At 65.5% G+C, this 16325-nt stretch carries 19 protein-coding genes; 11 read left to right on the top strand and 8 right to left on the bottom strand.

Annotated elements, in window-relative coordinates:
* Nucleotides 1–16: 16 nt before the first annotated feature.
* Nucleotides 17–1142 (bottom strand): peptide chain release factor 2 gene (gene prfB / locus CJZ82_RS07505; RefSeq protein ID WP_143593566.1). Its coding sequence is split into 2 segments (ribosomal slippage): nucleotides 17–1066 and nucleotides 1068–1142, totalling 1125 coding nucleotides; the frame shifts between segments, so codons are not numbered across the junction.
* Nucleotides 1143–1240: 98 nt separating this feature from the next.
* On the opposite strand from prfB, the gene grxC reads away from it, so the two are divergent.
* Together grxC and gshB are read left to right on the top strand one after the other, a co-directional pair.
* Nucleotides 1241–1510 carry a glutaredoxin 3 gene (grxC, locus tag CJZ82_RS07500; protein ID WP_094555199.1) on the top strand — a complete coding sequence of 90 codons (270 nt, stop codon included), beginning with the start codon at nucleotides 1241–1243 and terminating at the stop codon, nucleotides 1508–1510.
* 2 nt (nucleotides 1511–1512) lie between these two features.
* The gene (gene gshB, locus CJZ82_RS07495) at nucleotides 1513–2526 is read left to right on the top strand and encodes a glutathione synthase (RefSeq protein ID WP_094555165.1); all 1014 of its coding nucleotides are present in this window, start codon (nucleotides 1513–1515) and stop codon (nucleotides 2524–2526) included.
* 102 nt (nucleotides 2527–2628) lie between these two features.
* On the opposite strand, the gene CJZ82_RS07490 is transcribed toward gshB, so the two are convergent.
* Complete coding sequence (locus tag CJZ82_RS07490; protein WP_233130099.1) at nucleotides 2629–2985, bottom strand: ion transporter; 357 nt, start codon at nucleotides 2983–2985, stop codon at nucleotides 2629–2631.
* A gap of 45 nt (nucleotides 2986–3030) precedes the next feature.
* The gene (locus CJZ82_RS07485) at nucleotides 3031–4467 is read right to left on the bottom strand and encodes an isochorismate synthase MenF (RefSeq protein WP_094555164.1); all 1437 of its coding nucleotides are present in this window, start codon (nucleotides 4465–4467) and stop codon (nucleotides 3031–3033) included.
* A gap of 75 nt (nucleotides 4468–4542) precedes the next feature.
* Here CJZ82_RS07485 and menA point away from each other — a divergent pair, with 75 nt between their 5' ends.
* Genes menA through CJZ82_RS07455 form a run of 6 tightly spaced genes read left to right on the top strand, consistent with a single transcriptional unit; the run spans nucleotide 4543 to nucleotide 8797 of the window.
* A complete protein-coding gene (menA, locus tag CJZ82_RS07480) occupies nucleotides 4543–5562 on the top strand; it encodes a 2-carboxy-1,4-naphthoquinone phytyltransferase (RefSeq protein WP_094555163.1) in 1020 nt (339 codons plus the stop codon).
* A complete protein-coding gene (locus tag CJZ82_RS07475; protein ID WP_094555162.1) occupies nucleotides 5562–6641 on the top strand; it encodes an enolase C-terminal domain-like protein in 1080 nt (359 codons plus the stop codon). Before menA ends, CJZ82_RS07475 begins: the two co-directional genes overlap by 1 nt.
* Nucleotides 6638–6964 (top strand): hypothetical protein, encoded by a 327-nt coding sequence (locus CJZ82_RS07470; RefSeq protein ID WP_094555161.1) that lies wholly within the window; start codon nucleotides 6638–6640, stop codon nucleotides 6962–6964. Before CJZ82_RS07475 ends, CJZ82_RS07470 begins: the two co-directional genes overlap by 4 nt.
* A 17-nt stretch (nucleotides 6965–6981) precedes the next feature.
* A complete protein-coding gene (locus CJZ82_RS07465; RefSeq protein ID WP_094555160.1) occupies nucleotides 6982–8259 on the top strand; it encodes an AMP-binding protein in 1278 nt (425 codons plus the stop codon).
* 23 nt (nucleotides 8260–8282) lie between these two features.
* Complete coding sequence (locus CJZ82_RS07460) at nucleotides 8283–8561, top strand: TM2 domain-containing protein (protein WP_094555159.1); 279 nt, start codon at nucleotides 8283–8285, stop codon at nucleotides 8559–8561.
* Nucleotides 8561–8797 carry a hypothetical protein gene (locus CJZ82_RS07455; RefSeq protein ID WP_094555158.1) on the top strand — a complete coding sequence of 79 codons (237 nt, stop codon included), beginning with the start codon at nucleotides 8561–8563 and terminating at the stop codon, nucleotides 8795–8797. Before CJZ82_RS07460 ends, CJZ82_RS07455 begins: the two co-directional genes overlap by 1 nt.
* A 39-nt stretch (nucleotides 8798–8836) precedes the next feature.
* Here CJZ82_RS07455 and CJZ82_RS07450 read toward each other — a convergent pair whose 3' ends face one another.
* Nucleotides 8837–9373, bottom strand: coding sequence for a thioesterase family protein (locus tag CJZ82_RS07450; RefSeq protein WP_094555157.1), 537 nt, complete (start codon nucleotides 9371–9373; stop codon nucleotides 8837–8839).
* Nucleotides 9374–9810: 437 nt separating this feature from the next.
* On the opposite strand from CJZ82_RS07450, the gene CJZ82_RS07445 reads away from it, so the two are divergent.
* Nucleotides 9811–10950: a cyclopropane-fatty-acyl-phospholipid synthase family protein gene (locus CJZ82_RS07445; RefSeq protein ID WP_094555156.1), complete on the top strand. Its 1140-nt coding sequence runs from the start codon at nucleotides 9811–9813 to the stop codon at nucleotides 10948–10950.
* Nucleotides 10951–10968: 18 nt separating this feature from the next.
* Entirely contained in the window at nucleotides 10969–11097 is a 129-nt protein-coding gene (locus CJZ82_RS19325) for a hypothetical protein (protein ID WP_255380789.1), read from the top strand.
* Nucleotides 11098–11538: 441 nt separating this feature from the next.
* Here CJZ82_RS19325 and CJZ82_RS07440 read toward each other — a convergent pair whose 3' ends face one another.
* The 4 genes from CJZ82_RS07440 to CJZ82_RS07425 form a co-directional block, all read right to left on the bottom strand.
* A complete protein-coding gene (locus CJZ82_RS07440; protein WP_143593565.1) occupies nucleotides 11539–11748 on the bottom strand; it encodes a DUF3955 domain-containing protein in 210 nt (69 codons plus the stop codon).
* A gap of 920 nt (nucleotides 11749–12668) precedes the next feature.
* Nucleotides 12669–13250, bottom strand: a complete 582-nt coding sequence (locus tag CJZ82_RS17735) for a hypothetical protein (RefSeq protein WP_143593564.1) — start codon at nucleotides 13248–13250, stop codon at nucleotides 12669–12671.
* 607 nt (nucleotides 13251–13857) lie between these two features.
* Entirely contained in the window at nucleotides 13858–14232 is a 375-nt protein-coding gene (locus CJZ82_RS07430) for a hypothetical protein (RefSeq protein WP_094555153.1), read from the bottom strand.
* A gap of 202 nt (nucleotides 14233–14434) precedes the next feature.
* Nucleotides 14435–15556: an AAA family ATPase gene (locus CJZ82_RS07425; RefSeq protein ID WP_094555152.1), complete on the bottom strand. Its 1122-nt coding sequence runs from the start codon at nucleotides 15554–15556 to the stop codon at nucleotides 14435–14437.
* Between the two features lie 353 nt (nucleotides 15557–15909).
* On the opposite strand from CJZ82_RS07425, the gene CJZ82_RS07420 reads away from it, so the two are divergent.
* Complete coding sequence (locus CJZ82_RS07420) at nucleotides 15910–16248, top strand: hypothetical protein (RefSeq protein ID WP_094555151.1); 339 nt, start codon at nucleotides 15910–15912, stop codon at nucleotides 16246–16248.
* Nucleotides 16249–16325: the final 77 nt, after the last annotated feature.

Raw genomic sequence — 16325 nt, 5'->3', positions numbered from 1 at the left:
CATGCGCATGGCTGGCTCAGGCGGCCACTTCGGCGGCGATCTCCACACCCTGGCGCAGCAGCGCCTGAATGAAGGGATCCAGATCGCCATCCATCACCCCCTGCACATCGGTGGTTTCCACGGCGGTGCGCAGATCCTTGACCATCTGGTACGGGTGAAACACGTAGTTGCGGATCTGGTTGCCCCAGGCTGCCTCCACGATGTCGCCGCGTATGTCGGCGATCTCGGAGGCGCGCTGCTCCTGGGCGATCACCATCAGCTTGGCCATCAGCAGCGCCATCGCCTTCTCCTTGTTCTGGAGCTGGGAGCGTTCCTGGGTGCAGCGCACCGCCAGGCCGGTGGGCACATGCAGGATGCGCACCGCCGTTTCCACCTTGTTGACGTTCTGGCCGCCGGCACCGCCTGAGCGGGAGGTGGTGATCTCCAGGTCCTTGTCGGGGATGTCGAGCTTGACTTCCTCGTCGAGCTTGGGCATCACCTCGACCCCGGCGAAGCTGGTCTGCCGTTTGTCGTTGGCGTTGAACGGCGAGATCCGCACCAGCCGGTGGGTGCCCTTCTCGTTGCGCAGGTAGCCGTAGGCATAGCGGCCATCGATCTCGATCGTGCAGCTCTTGATGCCCGCTTCCTCCCCTTCCGAGAGCTCATCCACGGACACCTTCATGCCATGGTCCTCGGCCCAGCGGGTGTACATCCGCATCAGCATGAGGGCCCAGTCCTGGGCGTCGGTGCCGCCGGCGCCGGCATTGATCGAGATCACGGCGCCCTCCTTGTCGTAGAGGCCGCTCAGAAGTCGCTCCAGCTCCCAGCGATCGAGCTCGGCCTTGAGCTTCTGCAGGCCGCCATTGGCCTCACCCAGCAGTTCTTCGTCGGGCTCCAGGTCGTAGAGCTCCAGGGTGGCGCGTGCATCCTCCACAGCGGTTCGCCACTGCTGCAGCTGCTCCAGCTGTGCCTTCACCTCATCGAGCTGGCGCATCTGCTTCTGGGCCTGCTGCTGGTCGTCCCAGAAGTCGGGCTGGGAGGCCAGCTGCTCAAGGTCCTGCTGGCGTGCGTTCAGGGCCGGTACGTCAAAGACAGTCCTGGGCATGGCCCAGGCGGTCGGTGAGTTCGGAGAGGTCGCGCTTGAAGTCGGTGAGATCGAGCACTGGCTGCCGCCCAACGGTTGTCCCGACCGTATCAGCGGGACTGGGCCACTGGAGGGGCTTCTAGGATCCCTCCAGTGCCATGTTGTTGGTCGATTGTGGTGAACACACCGGCGAAGGTCGAGATCTACACCTGGCGGTTCTGCCCCTTCTGCGTCCGGGCCAAAGCATTGCTCGATCGCAAGGGTGTGGCCTACGAGGAATACGCCATCGATGGCGACCAGGCTGCCCGCGCCGCCATGGCTCAGCGGGCTGAAGGCCGCTCCAGCCTCCCCCAGATCTTCATCGACGATCGAGGCATCGGCGGCTGCGATGAACTCCATTCCCTGGAGCGAGCTGGCCGGCTCGATCCGTTGCTGCAAGGGGCCTGAGGGTGCCGAGTCGCGCCGAGGCCGCCAGCCGCTCCCACCTCTTTCTCGTCGATCCGGTCCAGCGTCTGCGCCCGGGTAAAGACTCAAGCGTTGCCCTGATGCAGGCGGCCCAGCGTGCCGGCCATCAGGTCTGGATCTGCAGCCTGGCTGATCTGGCGGTGGAAGGGCAGCGAGCCGACGCCACTGAGCCGGGTCACCGCCCCACGGTGCTGGCCCAGGCCGCCCGCCTCGCCCAGATTCGCCCCACTGCGGCTGGTTGGGAGATTCCCGAGCCGTGGGTGGAGCTGGGGGAACCCCAGCGGATGCCGCTCGACGCCTTCCCCTGGGTGTGGATGCGCAAGGATCCGCCCGTTGATGAGGCCTACCTCTACGCCACCCATCTTCTGGAGCTGGCCGAGCCAGCTGGGGTGAGGGTGCTCAACCGGCCGGCCTCCCTCCGGGCCTGGAACGAGAAGCTCGGTTCCCTGCGTTTCAGCCACCTGATGGCGCCAACCCTTGTGAGCGGCAACATCGACCAGCTCTCTGCCTTTGCCGCCGAGCACGGCGAGGTGGTGCTCAAGCCCCTCAGCGGACGTGCCGGTCAGGGGGTGGTGCGCAGCGAGGCGCGGGCGCCGGGATTACGGGCCCTGCTGGAGCTGGTAACCAACCAGGGCCAGCTGCCGGTGATGGCCCAGGCCTTCCTGCCGGAAGTGGTGGCCGGCGACAAGCGCATCCTGCTGGTGAACGGTGAACCGCTCGGTGCCGTGAACCGCCGCCCCTTGCCCGGAGAGTTCCGCAGCAACCTGGCTGTGGGTGGGGAGCCCGAGGCCACCGCCCTCTCCGATGCCGAGCGCCGCATCTGTGCCGAGCTGGCCCCGGCCCTGCGCGAGGCAGGGCTCTTCTTCGTGGGCATCGATGTGATCGGCGACCGCCTCAGTGAGATCAACGTGACCAGCCCCACGGGCGTGCGTGAGATCGAGCGGCTGGGCGGGGTGCCCCTGGCGGATCTGACCATCGAGGCGCTGCTGGCCAGTTGAGACCCGCTGGCGAGAGTGATCCCAACGACCGCAGTTGAGCCGGATCAGAGTCCGGCCCCACAGCGTTTGCAGTAGCGAGCATCGCCGTCGTGGCCGTAGCAGTCACAGCGCGTACAGGTACGGCCCGAACGTGGGCAGGATCGCCACCAGATCCACCACGCCATAGAAGCTGGTGGCATAGCGAAGGGGCTTGCCCACGCAGAGCAGCCGCAACACATACTCCAGGCTGAACAGCAGGGTGAAGCACCACTCGAGTGTCTCGAACGGGGCCAGGTAGAGCCCCCTAATGCGCGGATCGCTTTCAAGCACCACGGAAAGAACACTGGCGACGATCGCCAGCAGCAGCACCACATCGAAGGCCTTGCCGGCGGGGGTGTCTGCCTCGAAAATGATGCGATAAAGGCGCGCGCGGCCCAGCCAGCGGCCCAGTAGCAGCGCCAGCCCCAAAAGGCTGGCCATGATCAGCGACATCAACACGGCTGGCGTCGCTGGCGTCATTGACGCTCAGCCCAGCTTCGGTTTGAAGGCCCCCGGGGCTGTTGCTGGGCCTTTGCTCGACGGCCAGGGGGCGCTGAGGTTCAGCTGCTGCTGCAACACCCCCAGCTTCAGGGCCACTTCCTGGAGTTCCTGCTCCGGCTCGGAACCGCGCACCAGACCGGCACCGGCGGTGAGTTCCAGCTGGTGGCCCCGCAGGCGACCGCTGCGAATCGCCACCCTCAGCTCGGCATCACCGGCACTGTCGATCCAGCCGATCGGTGCGGCGTAGTGGCCCCTCTCGAACGGTTCGAGGCTGCGCAACCAGGCCATCGCCTCCCGCCGCGGCAGCCCGGCCACCGCCGGGGTGGGATGCAGGGCCTCGGCCAGGGCCAGGGGCTGGTGCTCCATCAGGGCGGCAGTGATGGGGGTGTGCAGATGAACGAGCTTGCCGTGCCTGGCCAGCCTGGGGTGGCGGGGCCGCCGGGGAGACAGTCCAGCCTCTGAAAGTACCCGGGTGATCGCCTCCACCACCAGTTCATGCTCGTGGCGGTCCTTGGCCGAATGGGTGAGCTGCTCTGCCGGTGGCCCAAGGGGGGCAGTGCCTGCCAGGGCATCGCAGCGCAGCTGCCCCTGGCGCACCGCCAGCAACCGCTCGGGCGACGCTCCGATCAGGGCATCGCCGGGTCGCTGCTGCCAGAGGAAGCGGCAGCTGCCGGGTTGGTGGCGGCGCAGGCAGGCCAGCAACTCCAGGGGCTCGAGCGGCTGATCCAGCCCAACCTGCTGGCGCACCGCGACAACCAGCTTGCGCAGGGCGCCGCTTTCCACCAGGCCCAGGGCCTGACGCACCGCCTCGCGGTAGTCGCTCTCCCAACAGGAGCGGCTGGTGATGCCCACACCGCTGGTGCTCGGCAGTCTGCCCTCCCCTTCCGCCGGCAGCCGGCTCAGCAGCTGGGCCCGCTCCCAGAGCTCCTCGGCCACGCCCCGGGGGGTGACCTCTCCGCCGAGGCAGCGCTGCAGCCGCAGCCAGCAATGGCGTCCCTGACGGCTCAGCTGCCAGCGGGGCAGCACGGCCTGAACGCCGGCAACGGCGCCGCTGCCCTCCTGCAGGGGACTGTCGAAAAAGGAGAAGGCCAGCAGCACCCTCGGCCTGGCCAGGGGCGGAACGTTCTGGGGCTGTTGCCCCAGGCGGCTGAGGCTCATGGCGCTGAAGCGCTGGGCCAGCTCGAAACGCCTCGGTCCGCTCAGCTCCAGACGGTGGGTGCAGCCGCTGGCCGCCAGACAGAGCCCGGGTGCGCCGTCCCAGAGAAAGCGGAAGCGTCCCCCGTCATCGAGATGGGGGAGCAGCGCCAGGGGATCCCGGCAGGGCATGGGCAGCGCCAGGCTGAGCACGCCCTCGTCCTCCAGCTGCCGTGCCCCCTGGGCGGCGGCGGCGAGCAGTTCGGTGAAGGAGGGAACGACCTGCACCAGGACGATGGCGGCGTTGGCCAGGAAAGCTGCTCAAATGTATGGGTGCCTCCCGCTCCACCGTCCCCGCTGCCCATGTCCGACCCCCAGGTCGTCGCAAGCCGTTACGCCGATGGGGACTCTGCCGGCGACCTGTCGCCGGGGGAGCGCTCCCCCGATCCGTCCCGCCGCCGCCTCTGGAAAGCGGCGATCAAATGGCCGATGTATTCGGTGGCGGTGATGCCGGTGCTGCTGGCTGCGGGCTGGTGGACCGGCCAGGGCCAGGCCCCGCGCCTCGATCAACTGCTGGCCTTCCTGCTGGCGGCGGTGCTGCTGCTGGGCTGGGAGAACCTGGCCAACGATGTCTTCGATGCCGATACCGGTGTTGACCGGCTTGGCAAGCCCCATTCCCTGGTGAATCTCACCGGCCGCCGCGACCGGGTGGCCCAGCTCGCCAATGGTTGCCTGGCGCTCGGATTGGCGCTGTTCGCTCTGGTGGCGGTCCGCAGCACCCCACTGGTGCTGGTGCTGGTGCTGGGCTGCTGCGCGCTCGGTTACATCTACCAGGGACCACCCCTGAGGCTGGGCTACCGCGGCCTGGGTGAACCCCTCTGCTGGCTTGCCTTCGGCCCGCTGGCCACCGCCGCCGCCCTAATGGCGCTGGCGCCCTCCGCCGGCGCCGGGCTCGCTGACCTGCTTCCTTTCGCCGGCATCCCATGGAAAGCGGCCCTGCTGCTCGGCAGCGGACCCGCCCTGGCGACCACTCTTGTGCTGTTTTGCTCCCATTTCCACCAGGTGGAACAGGACGCCAGCCACGGCAAGCGCTCCCCCGTGGTGCAGCTGGGCACAGCCAGCGCCGCGGCCCTGGTGCCCTGGTTCATCGCCCTGACCCTGGCCCTGCAGTGGGCACCTGTGCTTCTGGGGCGCTGGCCCCTGACGGCCCTGCTGGGGATCGTGGGCCTGCCTTCAGCCAGGGGCCTGATTCAGCTGCTGCGCGAGCACCACGACACACCTGAGCGGATCGCTGGCAGCAAGTTCCTGGCCCTGCGCTTCCAGGCATTCAATGGTCTGGGCCTGGCGCTTGGCCTGGCGATCGGCCCCTGGCTGCCGCTGTGATGACCCTGGGCCTGCACTGGCGGCCCTTTGAACTGGTTCTGCCCTCGCCTCTTGTCACCGGCCGGGGCAGCCTGAGGAGCAAGCGCGGTTGGCTGCTGCGGCTCAAGGTGCTGGCTGGGGGAGATAGGGGGTCTGCGCCGCTGCTCGATCAGGGCTGGGGGGAGGCGGCTCCGCTGCCGTCGGGCGCCGATCAGGGAGGTGAGGGCCCGGAGCTGGTCAGCATCGCCAGGGCCATCGAAGCCCTGGGTCCCACGATCGAGCGCCAGGAGTTGGAGGCGCGCCTGCCGGCCCTGCCGGCGACCCTGGCTTTCGCCCTCGGAGCCGCCCTGGGCGAGATCCAGGGGCTGGTGGGGGCCGCTGCCGGGGGGTGGCTGCCGCCGCCAGCCTCTGCATGGCTGCTGCCGGCAGGGCCGCCGCTGCTATCGGCGCTGGAGCGGGTCCTGGACAGCCACCAGCACAGCAGCCAGCCTGCTCAGCCCGGCGCTCTCCCCCTCACGTTGAAGTGGAAAGTGGCGGCCACGGATGACCTCCAGGAGCGTCAGTTGCTGGAGCTGCTGCTGGAGCGCTTGCCGAGCGGGGCCAGACTCCGCCTGGATGCCAATGGGGGCTGGCCGCGCCCCACAGCTGCGGCCTGGGGGGCGCGGCTCGCCGCTGAAACTCGCCTGGAGTGGCTGGAGCAACCGCTGGCTCCCGCCGATCACGCCGGACTGCTCGCCCTGGCGGCTGGCCCTCCGGCCCTGCCGCTGGCCCTGGATGAGTCGCTGGCGCAGGATCCGGCTCTGCGCCGCAGCTGGGGCGGTTGGCAGGTGCGCCGGCCCTCCCAGGAGGGGGACCCCAGGCCCCTGCTGGCGCAGTTGCGGGCAGGGGTGCCCAGGCTGATGCTCAGCACGGGCTTCGAGACCGGCATCGGCCGCCGCTGGCTGCACCAGCTGGCCGCTCTCCAGGCAGAGGGACCCACCCCCGCGGCGCCGGGTCTGGCCCCGGGCTGGGGCGCCAGCGGTGATCTGGCCAGTTCCGATCCCGAGCGGGTCTGGGCCGCGGCCGCCGGGAGTTGGCTGGAGCCGCCAGAGTTGGCATGAATGACACCGCCACCGCGATGAGCCTCAGCAAGCAGGACACCCTGGCGGCCTCGGCCCCCTGGGTGGCCGTGGTCCTCAACCTGGTGCCGGGCCTGGGCACCGGCTACATCTATCAACGACGCTGGCGGGCCTACTGGATCACCTCGGCCTTGAGCACCGGTTGGTTTGTGCTCGGGCTGGTATTGGGCCAGCGGGACGGAGTGGAGCTGGGCTCCCAGCCTGATCCGCGCCAACAGCTGGTCGGTCTGCTTGGCCTGCTGCTGCTTGCCGGTGTCACCGCTGTGGAGGCGGGGATCGCCGCCCGCCGGGCACGGCAGGAGTAAGCGCGGGATCGTCGCCGATGGGTTCTCCTCTGCTACTCACCAGCGCCGAGCGGGCCGAGGGGCTGGTGGCACGGCTTGAGCAGGCCTGGCGTGAGCAGCGGCTGGTGGGCCTCTGCGCCGAGCAGGAGCAGGACCTGCTGGCCGCTGCTTTGGCCGGATCAGTTCTGTGCGGGGCCGCTGTGGTGGTGGGCAGTGGCGGCAGTGCCGGCGGCCGCCGTTGGTGCCTGCAGCCCCTGGCCCACCTGGAGGCATCAGCTGGCGCCACTGGTCTGTGGTTGCAATCGATCCGGCTGGATCCCTCCGCGACGCTGCAGCTCAATCCCCTGCCGCTCCATCACGTCAGCGGTCTGCTGCCCCTGGTGCGGAGCCGGGTCTGGGGGACGTCCTGGCGCAGGCTGCCGCCTGAGCTGATGCGCCGGCCCCAGGATCTGGCGGCGGCGTTTCCCCTTCCAGCCGACCGTCCGGCGCTGCTCTCCCTGGTGCCCATCCAGCTGGAGCGGCTGCTGGCCGCAGCGGAGGGCTGCGCCTGGCTGCGGGGCTGCTCCGTGGTCTGGGTGGGAGGCGCGGCGCTCTCCAGCGAGTTGGCCGCCCGGGCCCGGGCAGCTGAGATCCCGCTCTCGCCTTGTTATGGCGCCAGCGAAACCGCCGCGATGGTGGCGGCCCTGCCTCCGGAGCGTTTCCTGCAGGGGGAGGGGGGGTGCGGCCGGGCGCTGGCCGATGTGGAGTTGCGGCTTGACCCCGGTGGTGCCCTGCTGGTGCGCACGAAACGTCTCAGCCCGGGCTGCCTGGAGGCCGGGCAGCTGCAGCCCCTGGAGCGGCAGGAGGGTTGGTGGTGCAGTGGCGATGGCGCCTGCTTCGGCCCCGCTGGCCTGGAGATTCTGGGGCGGTTGGATGGGGCGATCAGCAGCGGCGGCGAAACCGTCTTCCCTGAGCAGGTGGAGGCTCGGCTGCTGGGCTGGGCCCGGGCGGAGCAGCTGCCCCTGGACCAGTTGCTGCTGCTGCCCTGCCGTGATCCCATCTGGGGCGAGCGCTTGGTGGCCCTGGTCCGTCATGGCGGGGCCTCAGGCTCGCCAGGACCTGATGCGTCCACCGCCACCACGGCGGCCCTCATCGCCCATTGCCAGCGGCTGGCCCAACAGCTTCCCCCGGCCCAGCGCCCTAAACATTGGCTGGCCTGCCCTGATCTGGCACCCAACGTCCTGGGAAAGTGGGAGCGGGGCCGCTGGAGCCGCTGGTTGCTCCAGTCCTGTGACGGAGGAGCCAGCGCGGATGACGCTGGCGCTGAAGTCCGCTAAAGCTGGGCAGTTGCGCCCTCTGAATGACCTCGTCCGCTGATCCGGAACTCTCCAACAAAAAGCTTGCCGCGGGGTTGCTTGGAATCTTTCTGGGTGCCTTCGGGATCCACAAGTTCGTGCTCGGCTACACCACATCGGGCGTGATCATGCTGGTGGTGTCTGTTGCCGGTGGTGTGGTCACCTGTGGCATCGCCAGTTTCGTGATGGGGGTGATCGGCTTGGTGGAGGGGATCATCTACCTCACCAAAACCCCAGAAGAGTTCAAGGCCACCTATATCGACGCCAAGAAGGAGTGGTTCTGATGCCAGGCCGCGGCCCCATCCCAGCGAAGGCTGGGACCCTCAATCTGCGTGCACCCGGGCTCTCCGGCCGCCTTGGCCTGATCCTGCTCATCGCTGCGGCGGCCTCGGTGAGTTTCTCCCTCGCGGGAGTGGCCGTGGAGGATGGCTTCCATCCGCTCACCCTGGTGGCCAGCCTGCTCCCGTTGCAGCTGGCGGCCTTGCTCTGGGCGCTCTCCCGCAGGCCACCGATGCTCTGACTGGATCGTCAAGCCTCGGCTCCGGCGTTGATCCTGTGATCAGGACGCTGAAATCCCGCTGGCCGAGGCCTCCAGCCAGCGCTCGATCGGGCCGGGCAGATCGCAGCGGCGTCGACTGATGGGGTCGATGGCCACATGGCGGGTGACCCCCCGGGCTGCAGGACGGCCGGCCGCCTCCAGCTTGGTGAAGATGTAGCTCACCTCATACGATCCGGCATCGAGCCGTTGAGGGCTGAGGCTGACCGTCAGCCGGTCGCCGCACACCAGGGGGGCCAGGTAGTCGGCGCTGCAGTGCACGATCGGCAAGGCCGTTTGCGCTGAGCTGGAACCGGCCCCGCCGGCGCAGGGGGCGTCCCAGCTGGGGCTGGGAAAGATGGCCGGGGATGGAAGGCCAAACGTTTCGAGGCTCTCCTCATAGGCCTCATGGCACCAGCGCAGCAGCTGGTGGAAATGCATCACCCCGGCCGCATCGGTGTCACCGAAGCGCACTCTGCGGCAGAGCAGCAGCCAGCTGCAGTGGTCGAGTCCGGCTGGCGCAGTGCCCTCCGCCTCTGTGCCAACAGTTCCAGTGTTCATGTCGTGTCTTGATCAGGTCGCAAACTTCGCGCTGCTCTGGAGTCGCTCCGGACGATCGGCGCGGTGCAAATCACCTGCAACACCCACTCAGCCTTTGCCGCCAGGTTGAAGCGGTCAATCAAGGTGCTCAGGTAGCGATCCACATCCAGATTGAAGCGTAGGGCGAGGCCGGTGCTGCTGAAGCTGCTCTTGAGGTGGCTGTGAACCGCGTTGAGTAACAGCGTTGTTGTCCGCTCAGAGTGCGGAGCACTCGCTCAGCCATCCACAGGCAATCGAAAGCGGCTCCAAGGGTCTGCACAGCATTTGGGCCAGAGCCGATCACCCTCGCTAGGGTCGAGATGAGTCTGTGGAGCCAGCGTGATGCGATGGACTGCCCAGCCTTGTCATCCGGCTAATCGGTTCGGCTGGATGGAACGATCCCTCCGCTCTCCGCTTGTATGACAACCACCATCTTCGATCAGGCGTCCGATCTTCCTGCCTTCGATCCCAACGCGTTGCGTCTGTATTCGCCCAACTCCATGGGCTATCGCTGGAGCCGCCTCTTGGCCACGGGCTTGAACAGCACTCAGATGGCGATGGCGGAGGCCTACATCAACGGCCTTGAAATCCCAGACGCTCTCTTCCGTGGCATGCTCCACGCCTCGATGCCGATCCTGTTCCGCCACTTTCCTTCCCTTCTGGCGCCTTACGAGTGGGTGCTGAATGAGTCCGATCGCATCGCCGAATCATCCAAGGAACTGATGGCGGTTCAGTACGACCGACCCCAGGAGATGCTGAACCGGATGCTGGGTGACTGGGAACCCATCTATCCCAAGTACAGCACCGGCTACTGGGAAAATGGTGCCCAGGATCTGGAAACATCCCAGAAGCATATGATCGATCAGATGATCGAACGGTTGGGCATTGAAGATGGTGATCACCTTCTCGACTTTGGCTGCGGTTGGGGCTCTGTCCCCAATTACATTCTTTCAAAATTTCCCAATCTGCGCTGCACGGGGGTCAACCTCAGCCGCGGTCAATGTGCCTATATGCGAGGCAAGATGAACGATCCACGCAGCCAACTGAGCTCTGGAAGATTCACCCTCGTGGAGGGTGACATCAACGAGGTGGTGTTCCCGGAGAAATTCAACAAGATCATCTCGGTTGGCGTGTTCTGCCACGTGGGCAATCTCACCAAGGCCTTCGCCAGGCTGGCTTCCCTGCTGGAGCCTGAGGGGAAGGTTCTGATTCATATCATTACCGTCCGGATCCCAAGCAATATGTCGTCGGGCTTTACCCACAAGTACATCTTCCCCCATGGACGGTATTGGAACCATGACGCCGTTCCCAGTCATAGCAGCGATCTCAAAACCGTTCAGCGCTGGTATATGAATGGCACCAACTACCACCAGACCCTTACCGCCTGGCTGAAACGCTTCGATGCTTCGCAGGACATTTGCAGTAGCCTGGACTACGGCATGGAATATGCAAAGTTCCGGCGCCTCTGGCGATTTTATCTGTTGTTGCTTGGCACGATTTTTGCCACCTGCGATGGTGAATTCAATGGCAATGGCCAGTACCTGATGACCCAGGCCTGAACCGATGATGGGCTCTGGGTGACCATCCAGGCCGGGCGGATCCTGTTCGAGGGGGATGGTGATCCGGGCCTGCTGCTGGAGCTGCGGCGGAGCGGGATCTGCAACGGCCTGGGCAGGGGGACGCCGATCCCCGCGAGCCAGCCCTGATGAATCCCTTGCCCAGCAGCGACAAGACCATGGTACTGCGTACCGCGTTCGGCGACGAGACGGCCTGGCAGACGCTGCAGGTGGCCATCAGCAGACCGGTGGACGGCTTTCAGGCTCAGGTGGCGTTTCTTAGCCGCGTAGAAGACACCGGGGTCAGCAGCGACGATCTGTTGGCTGCCGGCGTCACCGCTTCTGGCCAGCCGATGGTGTTTCTCGTGGATGCCCTCACCTTCCAGCATCCTGAACATCCCCTACTGGTGGTCGACCTGATCGATCAGCCGGGCAGCAGCCTGCGGGTGGTGCCAGCGGCGCTCTGGAGCGTTGAGAACAATCTGACGCTGGGCAACCATGGAGTTTGCCGAGTTCCAGGCCGCTGCTGGGCCGGACGGAATCTTCCGGGGATTCGACACCGATCGGGAGCTGGGGGGCACGCCGGCCAGCTCAGGAGCGCCGCCGGCCAGGCAGCGCCAGAGCCACCAGGCCGGTGCCGATGCCGGCGAGTCCAGTGGCCCAGCCGATCGGGATCAGTGAGAAGGGTTCCCGCAGGGTGCCATCTGGGTCGACATGGGAGCCGATCCGCTGGTAGCTCACCACACAGGCCAGGCTGCCGAGCAGGAACAGGGCGGAGATAACGGCAAGGTTGCGTTTCATCGCGGCACTCTTGTCTGCTGAAGATCGTCGCAGCGGATCAGGATGCAGGCCTGGGACTGATCGGATCTCCATGTTGATCCTTCACGCGGCCACTGACATGACGCACGGTCCACTGCGCTGGTGCCCTGGCAGTGCTGCTGGCCTTTCTGCTGGGCTTGGTGAATGTCCCCAATGATCCCATCCAGGAGAGAAGAGACGCAGCCTCCTCGCCAGTCGGCTGGCCCTGTTTGCAGCCATTGGCTGTGGGCTCGTGATCACGCGGCCTTGCGGCACTGCATGGCGCGACTGGAGCACAGCGTTCGGCACGGCCAACCAGTCGTCCGTGGCCGCATCCCAACGCTTCGAGACCCTGCGCGGAAAAATTGAATCGGTCAGGGAAAGGCGGAACGGCGGTAACGGCTTGAGCCCATGGTCGGCTCCATTCGGCTGGACCCTGGCCTCCAGACAAATCTGACGAAGCAGACAAGCGAATCACTGACGGTATGGCAGGCCGATCAGGCGAGGGTGATGCGGCAGGTCACTGACGCCATCCCGGGGGCGGCAAGGGTCAGTGTTGTTTTCCAACAGACCTTGTCAATCGTGATGTGTGCCCCCACCATGTCTGTCACCTTCGCATCGACATGCAGAGTTGTGGTCAGCCTGAGCAGATCGAAGCTTCTGATTCAGGACAACCTTGGGGCCAGCGGCTTCATCTCCCTCTCGGCAAAAACGTCGTCACCACCGCCGGCCAACTTCATTGTCGGCGGACGGGGGTGTGTGGCTCGAGCGCACATCGGCGGAATCGTTTCAAACGGGAGCTGGTCCGTGGCTGGACTGACTGCATTCAAGGGATGCACTTCAAGCCATTCAGAACAGAGAATGTGCATGAAGCGACGGCCCCTTGAACGGCACCTGATGCGCGATGAGCAGTGCTTGGGCCTTCACCCGGAGGGGAGTCGATAGCGTTTCCGCAGGGCTGCTATCGGCACCAGAGCCATCAGGGTGAGGGCCGTGGGGGGAGATGCAGGAAACTCTGATACAACGTTGCCATTGATATTGGAGAGATTGGCTTGCCCAAAAGTTCGGCAAGTACCATTGTTTCCATTGTAGAAAATGCAGACATTCGCAAGGTTGATGGCATTAATGGGGAGCGAGGTGTTTGGGGCCTCGATCAAATCATCAGAGAGCACGAAATTGGCTATACCAGTTCCCGACAAGGAAAGCTCGTTGAATGTTGAATCAAAAGACCCACTCGTGAACGTAAAGGAGCTTGGGTTGGGGCTGTCGCCTGTGATGAATGCAGATGCAGCTACGTTGCTCACACCCCCACTGGTGGTGTAGTCGAAGGATCCCGTGAAGCTGACGGTGAAGTTCCGTGGTCCCCGGTTGCCGGTTGCGCCAGCGGTGTAACTGCCAGTTACGTTCTCGAAGGTGTACTGAATGGCCTCAGCACTTCCGCCACAAAGTATTAACGTGGCTGCTCCGATTAAGGCTGTGCCGGCTCTATTGAAGATGGATGGCATTAATTTTACAGTGGAGTTAATGCAATTTAGCGCCTTAACTGTTTCCTCTGTGGATGTTTGCTGAGGCACACATCTCTAGGGGTCAGTTCTGGCTGCGTCTATAACGCCTTCTCGGCCTGCCGATGAAGCCGTCTAGCGCTGCAGCACCAGGGATTGGGGGCGCTGGCACGGGTTGAAGGGGAGAGGCATAGGCGTGAATAATCTCCATGTGGAAGGAAGGCAGCAAGCCCGCCAGCCAGCTGCAACATCAGTGCGAGCTGCGCCTTTTTTGGATTGGGGTTGCTCGCCAGGATCAGGCCAATCCACCCCAGTCCCAGCAACAGATGGAGAGCCACCCATCTCCATCGGATCCGTGTTGACGGTCTGGAGGGCAATCGGTGCATGCTGACGCTCTGATCAGGCTTCAGCCTGACTTGGCAGCTTCAAGGAGAGCGGCCGATCGTTGTGTGCACCCCTGCCGGCCCCGCCACCAAGGAGGAACAGTTGTCCTTCCAGGAATTCAGATCGTAGGCTTGGGCGGTGGTCAGTTCGCCCAGGCCGTTTCTGTGCAGGTCAGCGCGTGACTGGCTGTTGGCCTGGTACTTGAGAGGATCCCATCTGCTGAGAATCAGTTGTGGATGTTGGTGATTTCATCCACGTTGCCCTGGCCATCGGTATTGCAATACCCCTCAGGATCTTTGCCGGGCAGGTGGTGGACCCGGAAGTTGTAGGAAAGGCCGTTGCTTTTCAGGTCGGCCAGACTGAATTCGCCGGCATCGATACTGGTCCGCAGCGAATCTGCGAGGGTCACTTCCACATCGGCCATCGTCTTGGCCTTGAACTTGTCGGCGATGGCGCTCTTGCAGTTGCGGCCCCAGCTGCCCACGCGAGCTTCGATTTTGGCTTCATCATCGGCCGCATGGCCGGCGGGCGTGATCAGGCCAAGGCTGAGGCCACTGCTGGTGATGGTGAGAGCGGCTGCAGCGAAGGCAATGCGGTTCATGGACCAGGCATGGGTGAATAAGTTGTATACCTTAATACAGAGTCTCCCTCGACCCGCCTTCTGGGTTGGGTAATGGTGATCGGAGTGTGCCGGAAGCGCAGCAAGGGGGTGTCATGGGTAGCACCCCTCTGCGCGGTGGAACAGCAGCGTTTGCACAGGGACCCAGAGGCGGAAGGGATTGGGTTTGGTCATGGGGAACCGCTCAGGGCCAGCGCCAGGCGCCTCGCTCGAGGGTGGTCTGGCCTGGCAGCAGCGTGGCCCCCAGCTCCCGCGTCAGATGATGGTGGCGGCAGCCCTGCTCGCCGGCCAGAGCCGTGATCAAGGCGGGGGCATGGGCGATCACCCACACTTGGGTGCGGTGTGCCGCAGCGGCGATGCGCCGCGCCAGGGCAGGCAGCAGGTCGGGATGCAGGCTGTTTTCGGGTTCGTTGAGCACCAGCAGGGGGGGCAATCGCGGGCTGAGCAGGGCGGTGGTGAGCAGCAGATAGCGCAGGGTACCGTCGGAGAGTTCGCTGGCATCGAGGGGCCTGAGCAGCCCTGGCTGGCGCAGCTGCAGCCGGAACGTGGACGAGCTGGTGTCAAGGCTCAGCTCGCAACCCGGGAAGGCGTCGGCAACGGCGCTCTGCAGGCCGCGGGCATCGCCGATTTCGAGAATCGTCTGCACGGCGGCGGGCAGATCATGGCCGTCGTTGCTCAGGGCAAGACAACGGCTGGCGATGCCGGGATGGCGGGCCGGTGCCGCCGCATCGGTGCGCAGGCTGTCGTAGAAGCGCCAGCTCAGGATCAGCTCCCGCACCGCCAGCACTTCCGCCGTATTCTGCGGATCCGCCTCCCCGCCCAGCAGACCACCCATTCCCGCTGCGGCGGTGGTGGTTTCGCTGGGGGTCCAGTCGGCCAGCAGGGCGCGCGGATGAAAACTGACGCCGGCCCAGAGGCATTCGCGCTTGATCTGGGGATCGAGGCTGAAGGCACTCTTCCCGTTCTGGGGGTAGCCCAGCTGGATCGCGTAGGAGAGCAGATCGCTGCCAAAGCCGAGCTTCAGCCGCACCGGCTTGCTGCGCGGACCGCCCTGCACCGGCTGCTCCCCGGCGCGCATGGCTCGGCTGAGCTGCTGCGGTCCGGCCCAGAGCACCGCCGGCAGGCCCCCTTCCCGGGCCAGCCTGGCCACCAGCTCGCCGCGGGCCGCCGCCGCGATCAAGCCCAGGGCGCGATAAAGGTTGGATTTGCCGCTGCCGTTGGCACCGCTGATCACGGTGAGCTGGCCCAGCGGCAGCACCAGCTGCTGCAGGGAGCGGTAGCCGGCGATGGCCAGGACCTGCAGCATCGGGCTCAGGAAGGTGTCAGAAGGCGGGCAGGCCTGCTCGGTTGGTCTCCATCACAGGAAGCGGTCTGCATGGACGGTCTGGGCTGATCACTCAGATCGCTTTTCCCCAGCTCAGATGACCAGTTCCACCAGTGCCAGGTGCCGCAGGCCGAGGATTCGTGAGATCCAGATTGCCACGGGGAGAGTGGGCCGCCACCCCGCAGCAGGCTCTGAGCCACAGAACGCGAGTGGATCCGAGCGGACAGTCTGGGCTGCATCCGACACATGCCATCAATCGCCAACCTGGTGCTCACCGCTTCCAGGAACAGGGCTGGAGTGTTGATACAGACTGAGTGGTCAATGTCCCCGAGCCCATGACCAAGTCGCTCCTTCCTGCCCTTGCCCTGATCAGCGGTGTCGTCCTGATCAGCTTTCAGCCGGCCCTGGCCGGTCCCAGCTCCAAGGTCACCTGCTGGATGAACAAAGTGAAGCAAAGCTGCACCATCAGACCTGCACCCGACGATGGGTTCCAGATGGAGTTCTCCGCCGGGGACCGGCCGATCTTTGTCTTCACCCCTGCCGGCCCCGCCACCACCTTGAACCGCAAGATGAAGGACGCCCAGGGCCGTTCCTGGCTGATGACCGGCAACCGTAGCTTTACTCTCAAGGAAGTGGGTGGCTACGCCAATGTGATTGAAGTTTCAGCCCCCTGACAGTTTCTTGGTCCCCTCTCTTTCAGGCCCTGCTCTGGTCAGCAGGGATTGGTGGCTCAGAGCTGGAGTCAACCAAC

The organism is Synechococcus sp. 1G10 (assembly GCF_002252625.1).
Classification (GTDB): domain Bacteria; phylum Cyanobacteriota; class Cyanobacteriia; order PCC-6307; family Cyanobiaceae; genus Regnicoccus_A.
This window is presented reverse-complemented; position numbering and strand designations above follow the sequence as displayed.

What these genes read in the sequence shown, in the direction of transcription:
- CJZ82_RS07490 (WP_233130099.1), bottom strand. Translation starts at nt 2,985, where the DNA reads ATGGCCAGCCTTTTGGGGCTGGCGCTGCTACTGGGCCGCTGGCTGGGC.
- menA (WP_094555163.1), top strand. Translation starts at nt 4,543, where the DNA reads ATGTCCGACCCCCAGGTCGTCGCAAGCCGTTACGCCGATGGGGACTCT.
- CJZ82_RS07475 (WP_094555162.1), top strand. Translation starts at nt 5,562, where the DNA reads ATGACCCTGGGCCTGCACTGGCGGCCCTTTGAACTGGTTCTGCCCTCG.
- CJZ82_RS07470 (WP_094555161.1), top strand. Translation starts at nt 6,638, where the DNA reads ATGAATGACACCGCCACCGCGATGAGCCTCAGCAAGCAGGACACCCTG.
- CJZ82_RS07465 (WP_094555160.1), top strand. Translation starts at nt 6,982, where the DNA reads ATGGGTTCTCCTCTGCTACTCACCAGCGCCGAGCGGGCCGAGGGGCTG.
- CJZ82_RS07460 (WP_094555159.1), top strand. Translation starts at nt 8,283, where the DNA reads ATGACCTCGTCCGCTGATCCGGAACTCTCCAACAAAAAGCTTGCCGCG.
- CJZ82_RS07455 (WP_094555158.1), top strand. Translation starts at nt 8,561, where the DNA reads ATGCCAGGCCGCGGCCCCATCCCAGCGAAGGCTGGGACCCTCAATCTG.
- CJZ82_RS07450 (WP_094555157.1), bottom strand. Translation starts at nt 9,373, where the DNA reads ATGAACACTGGAACTGTTGGCACAGAGGCGGAGGGCACTGCGCCAGCC.
- CJZ82_RS07445 (WP_094555156.1), top strand. Translation starts at nt 9,811, where the DNA reads ATGACAACCACCATCTTCGATCAGGCGTCCGATCTTCCTGCCTTCGAT.
- CJZ82_RS07440 (WP_143593565.1), bottom strand. Translation starts at nt 11,748, where the DNA reads ATGAAACGCAACCTTGCCGTTATCTCCGCCCTGTTCCTGCTCGGCAGC.
- CJZ82_RS17735 (WP_143593564.1), bottom strand. Translation starts at nt 13,250, where the DNA reads ATGCCATCCATCTTCAATAGAGCCGGCACAGCCTTAATCGGAGCAGCC.
- CJZ82_RS07430 (WP_094555153.1), bottom strand. Translation starts at nt 14,232, where the DNA reads ATGAACCGCATTGCCTTCGCTGCAGCCGCTCTCACCATCACCAGCAGT.
- CJZ82_RS07425 (WP_094555152.1), bottom strand. Translation starts at nt 15,556, where the DNA reads ATGCTGCAGGTCCTGGCCATCGCCGGCTACCGCTCCCTGCAGCAGCTG.
- CJZ82_RS07420 (WP_094555151.1), top strand. Translation starts at nt 15,910, where the DNA reads ATGACCAAGTCGCTCCTTCCTGCCCTTGCCCTGATCAGCGGTGTCGTC.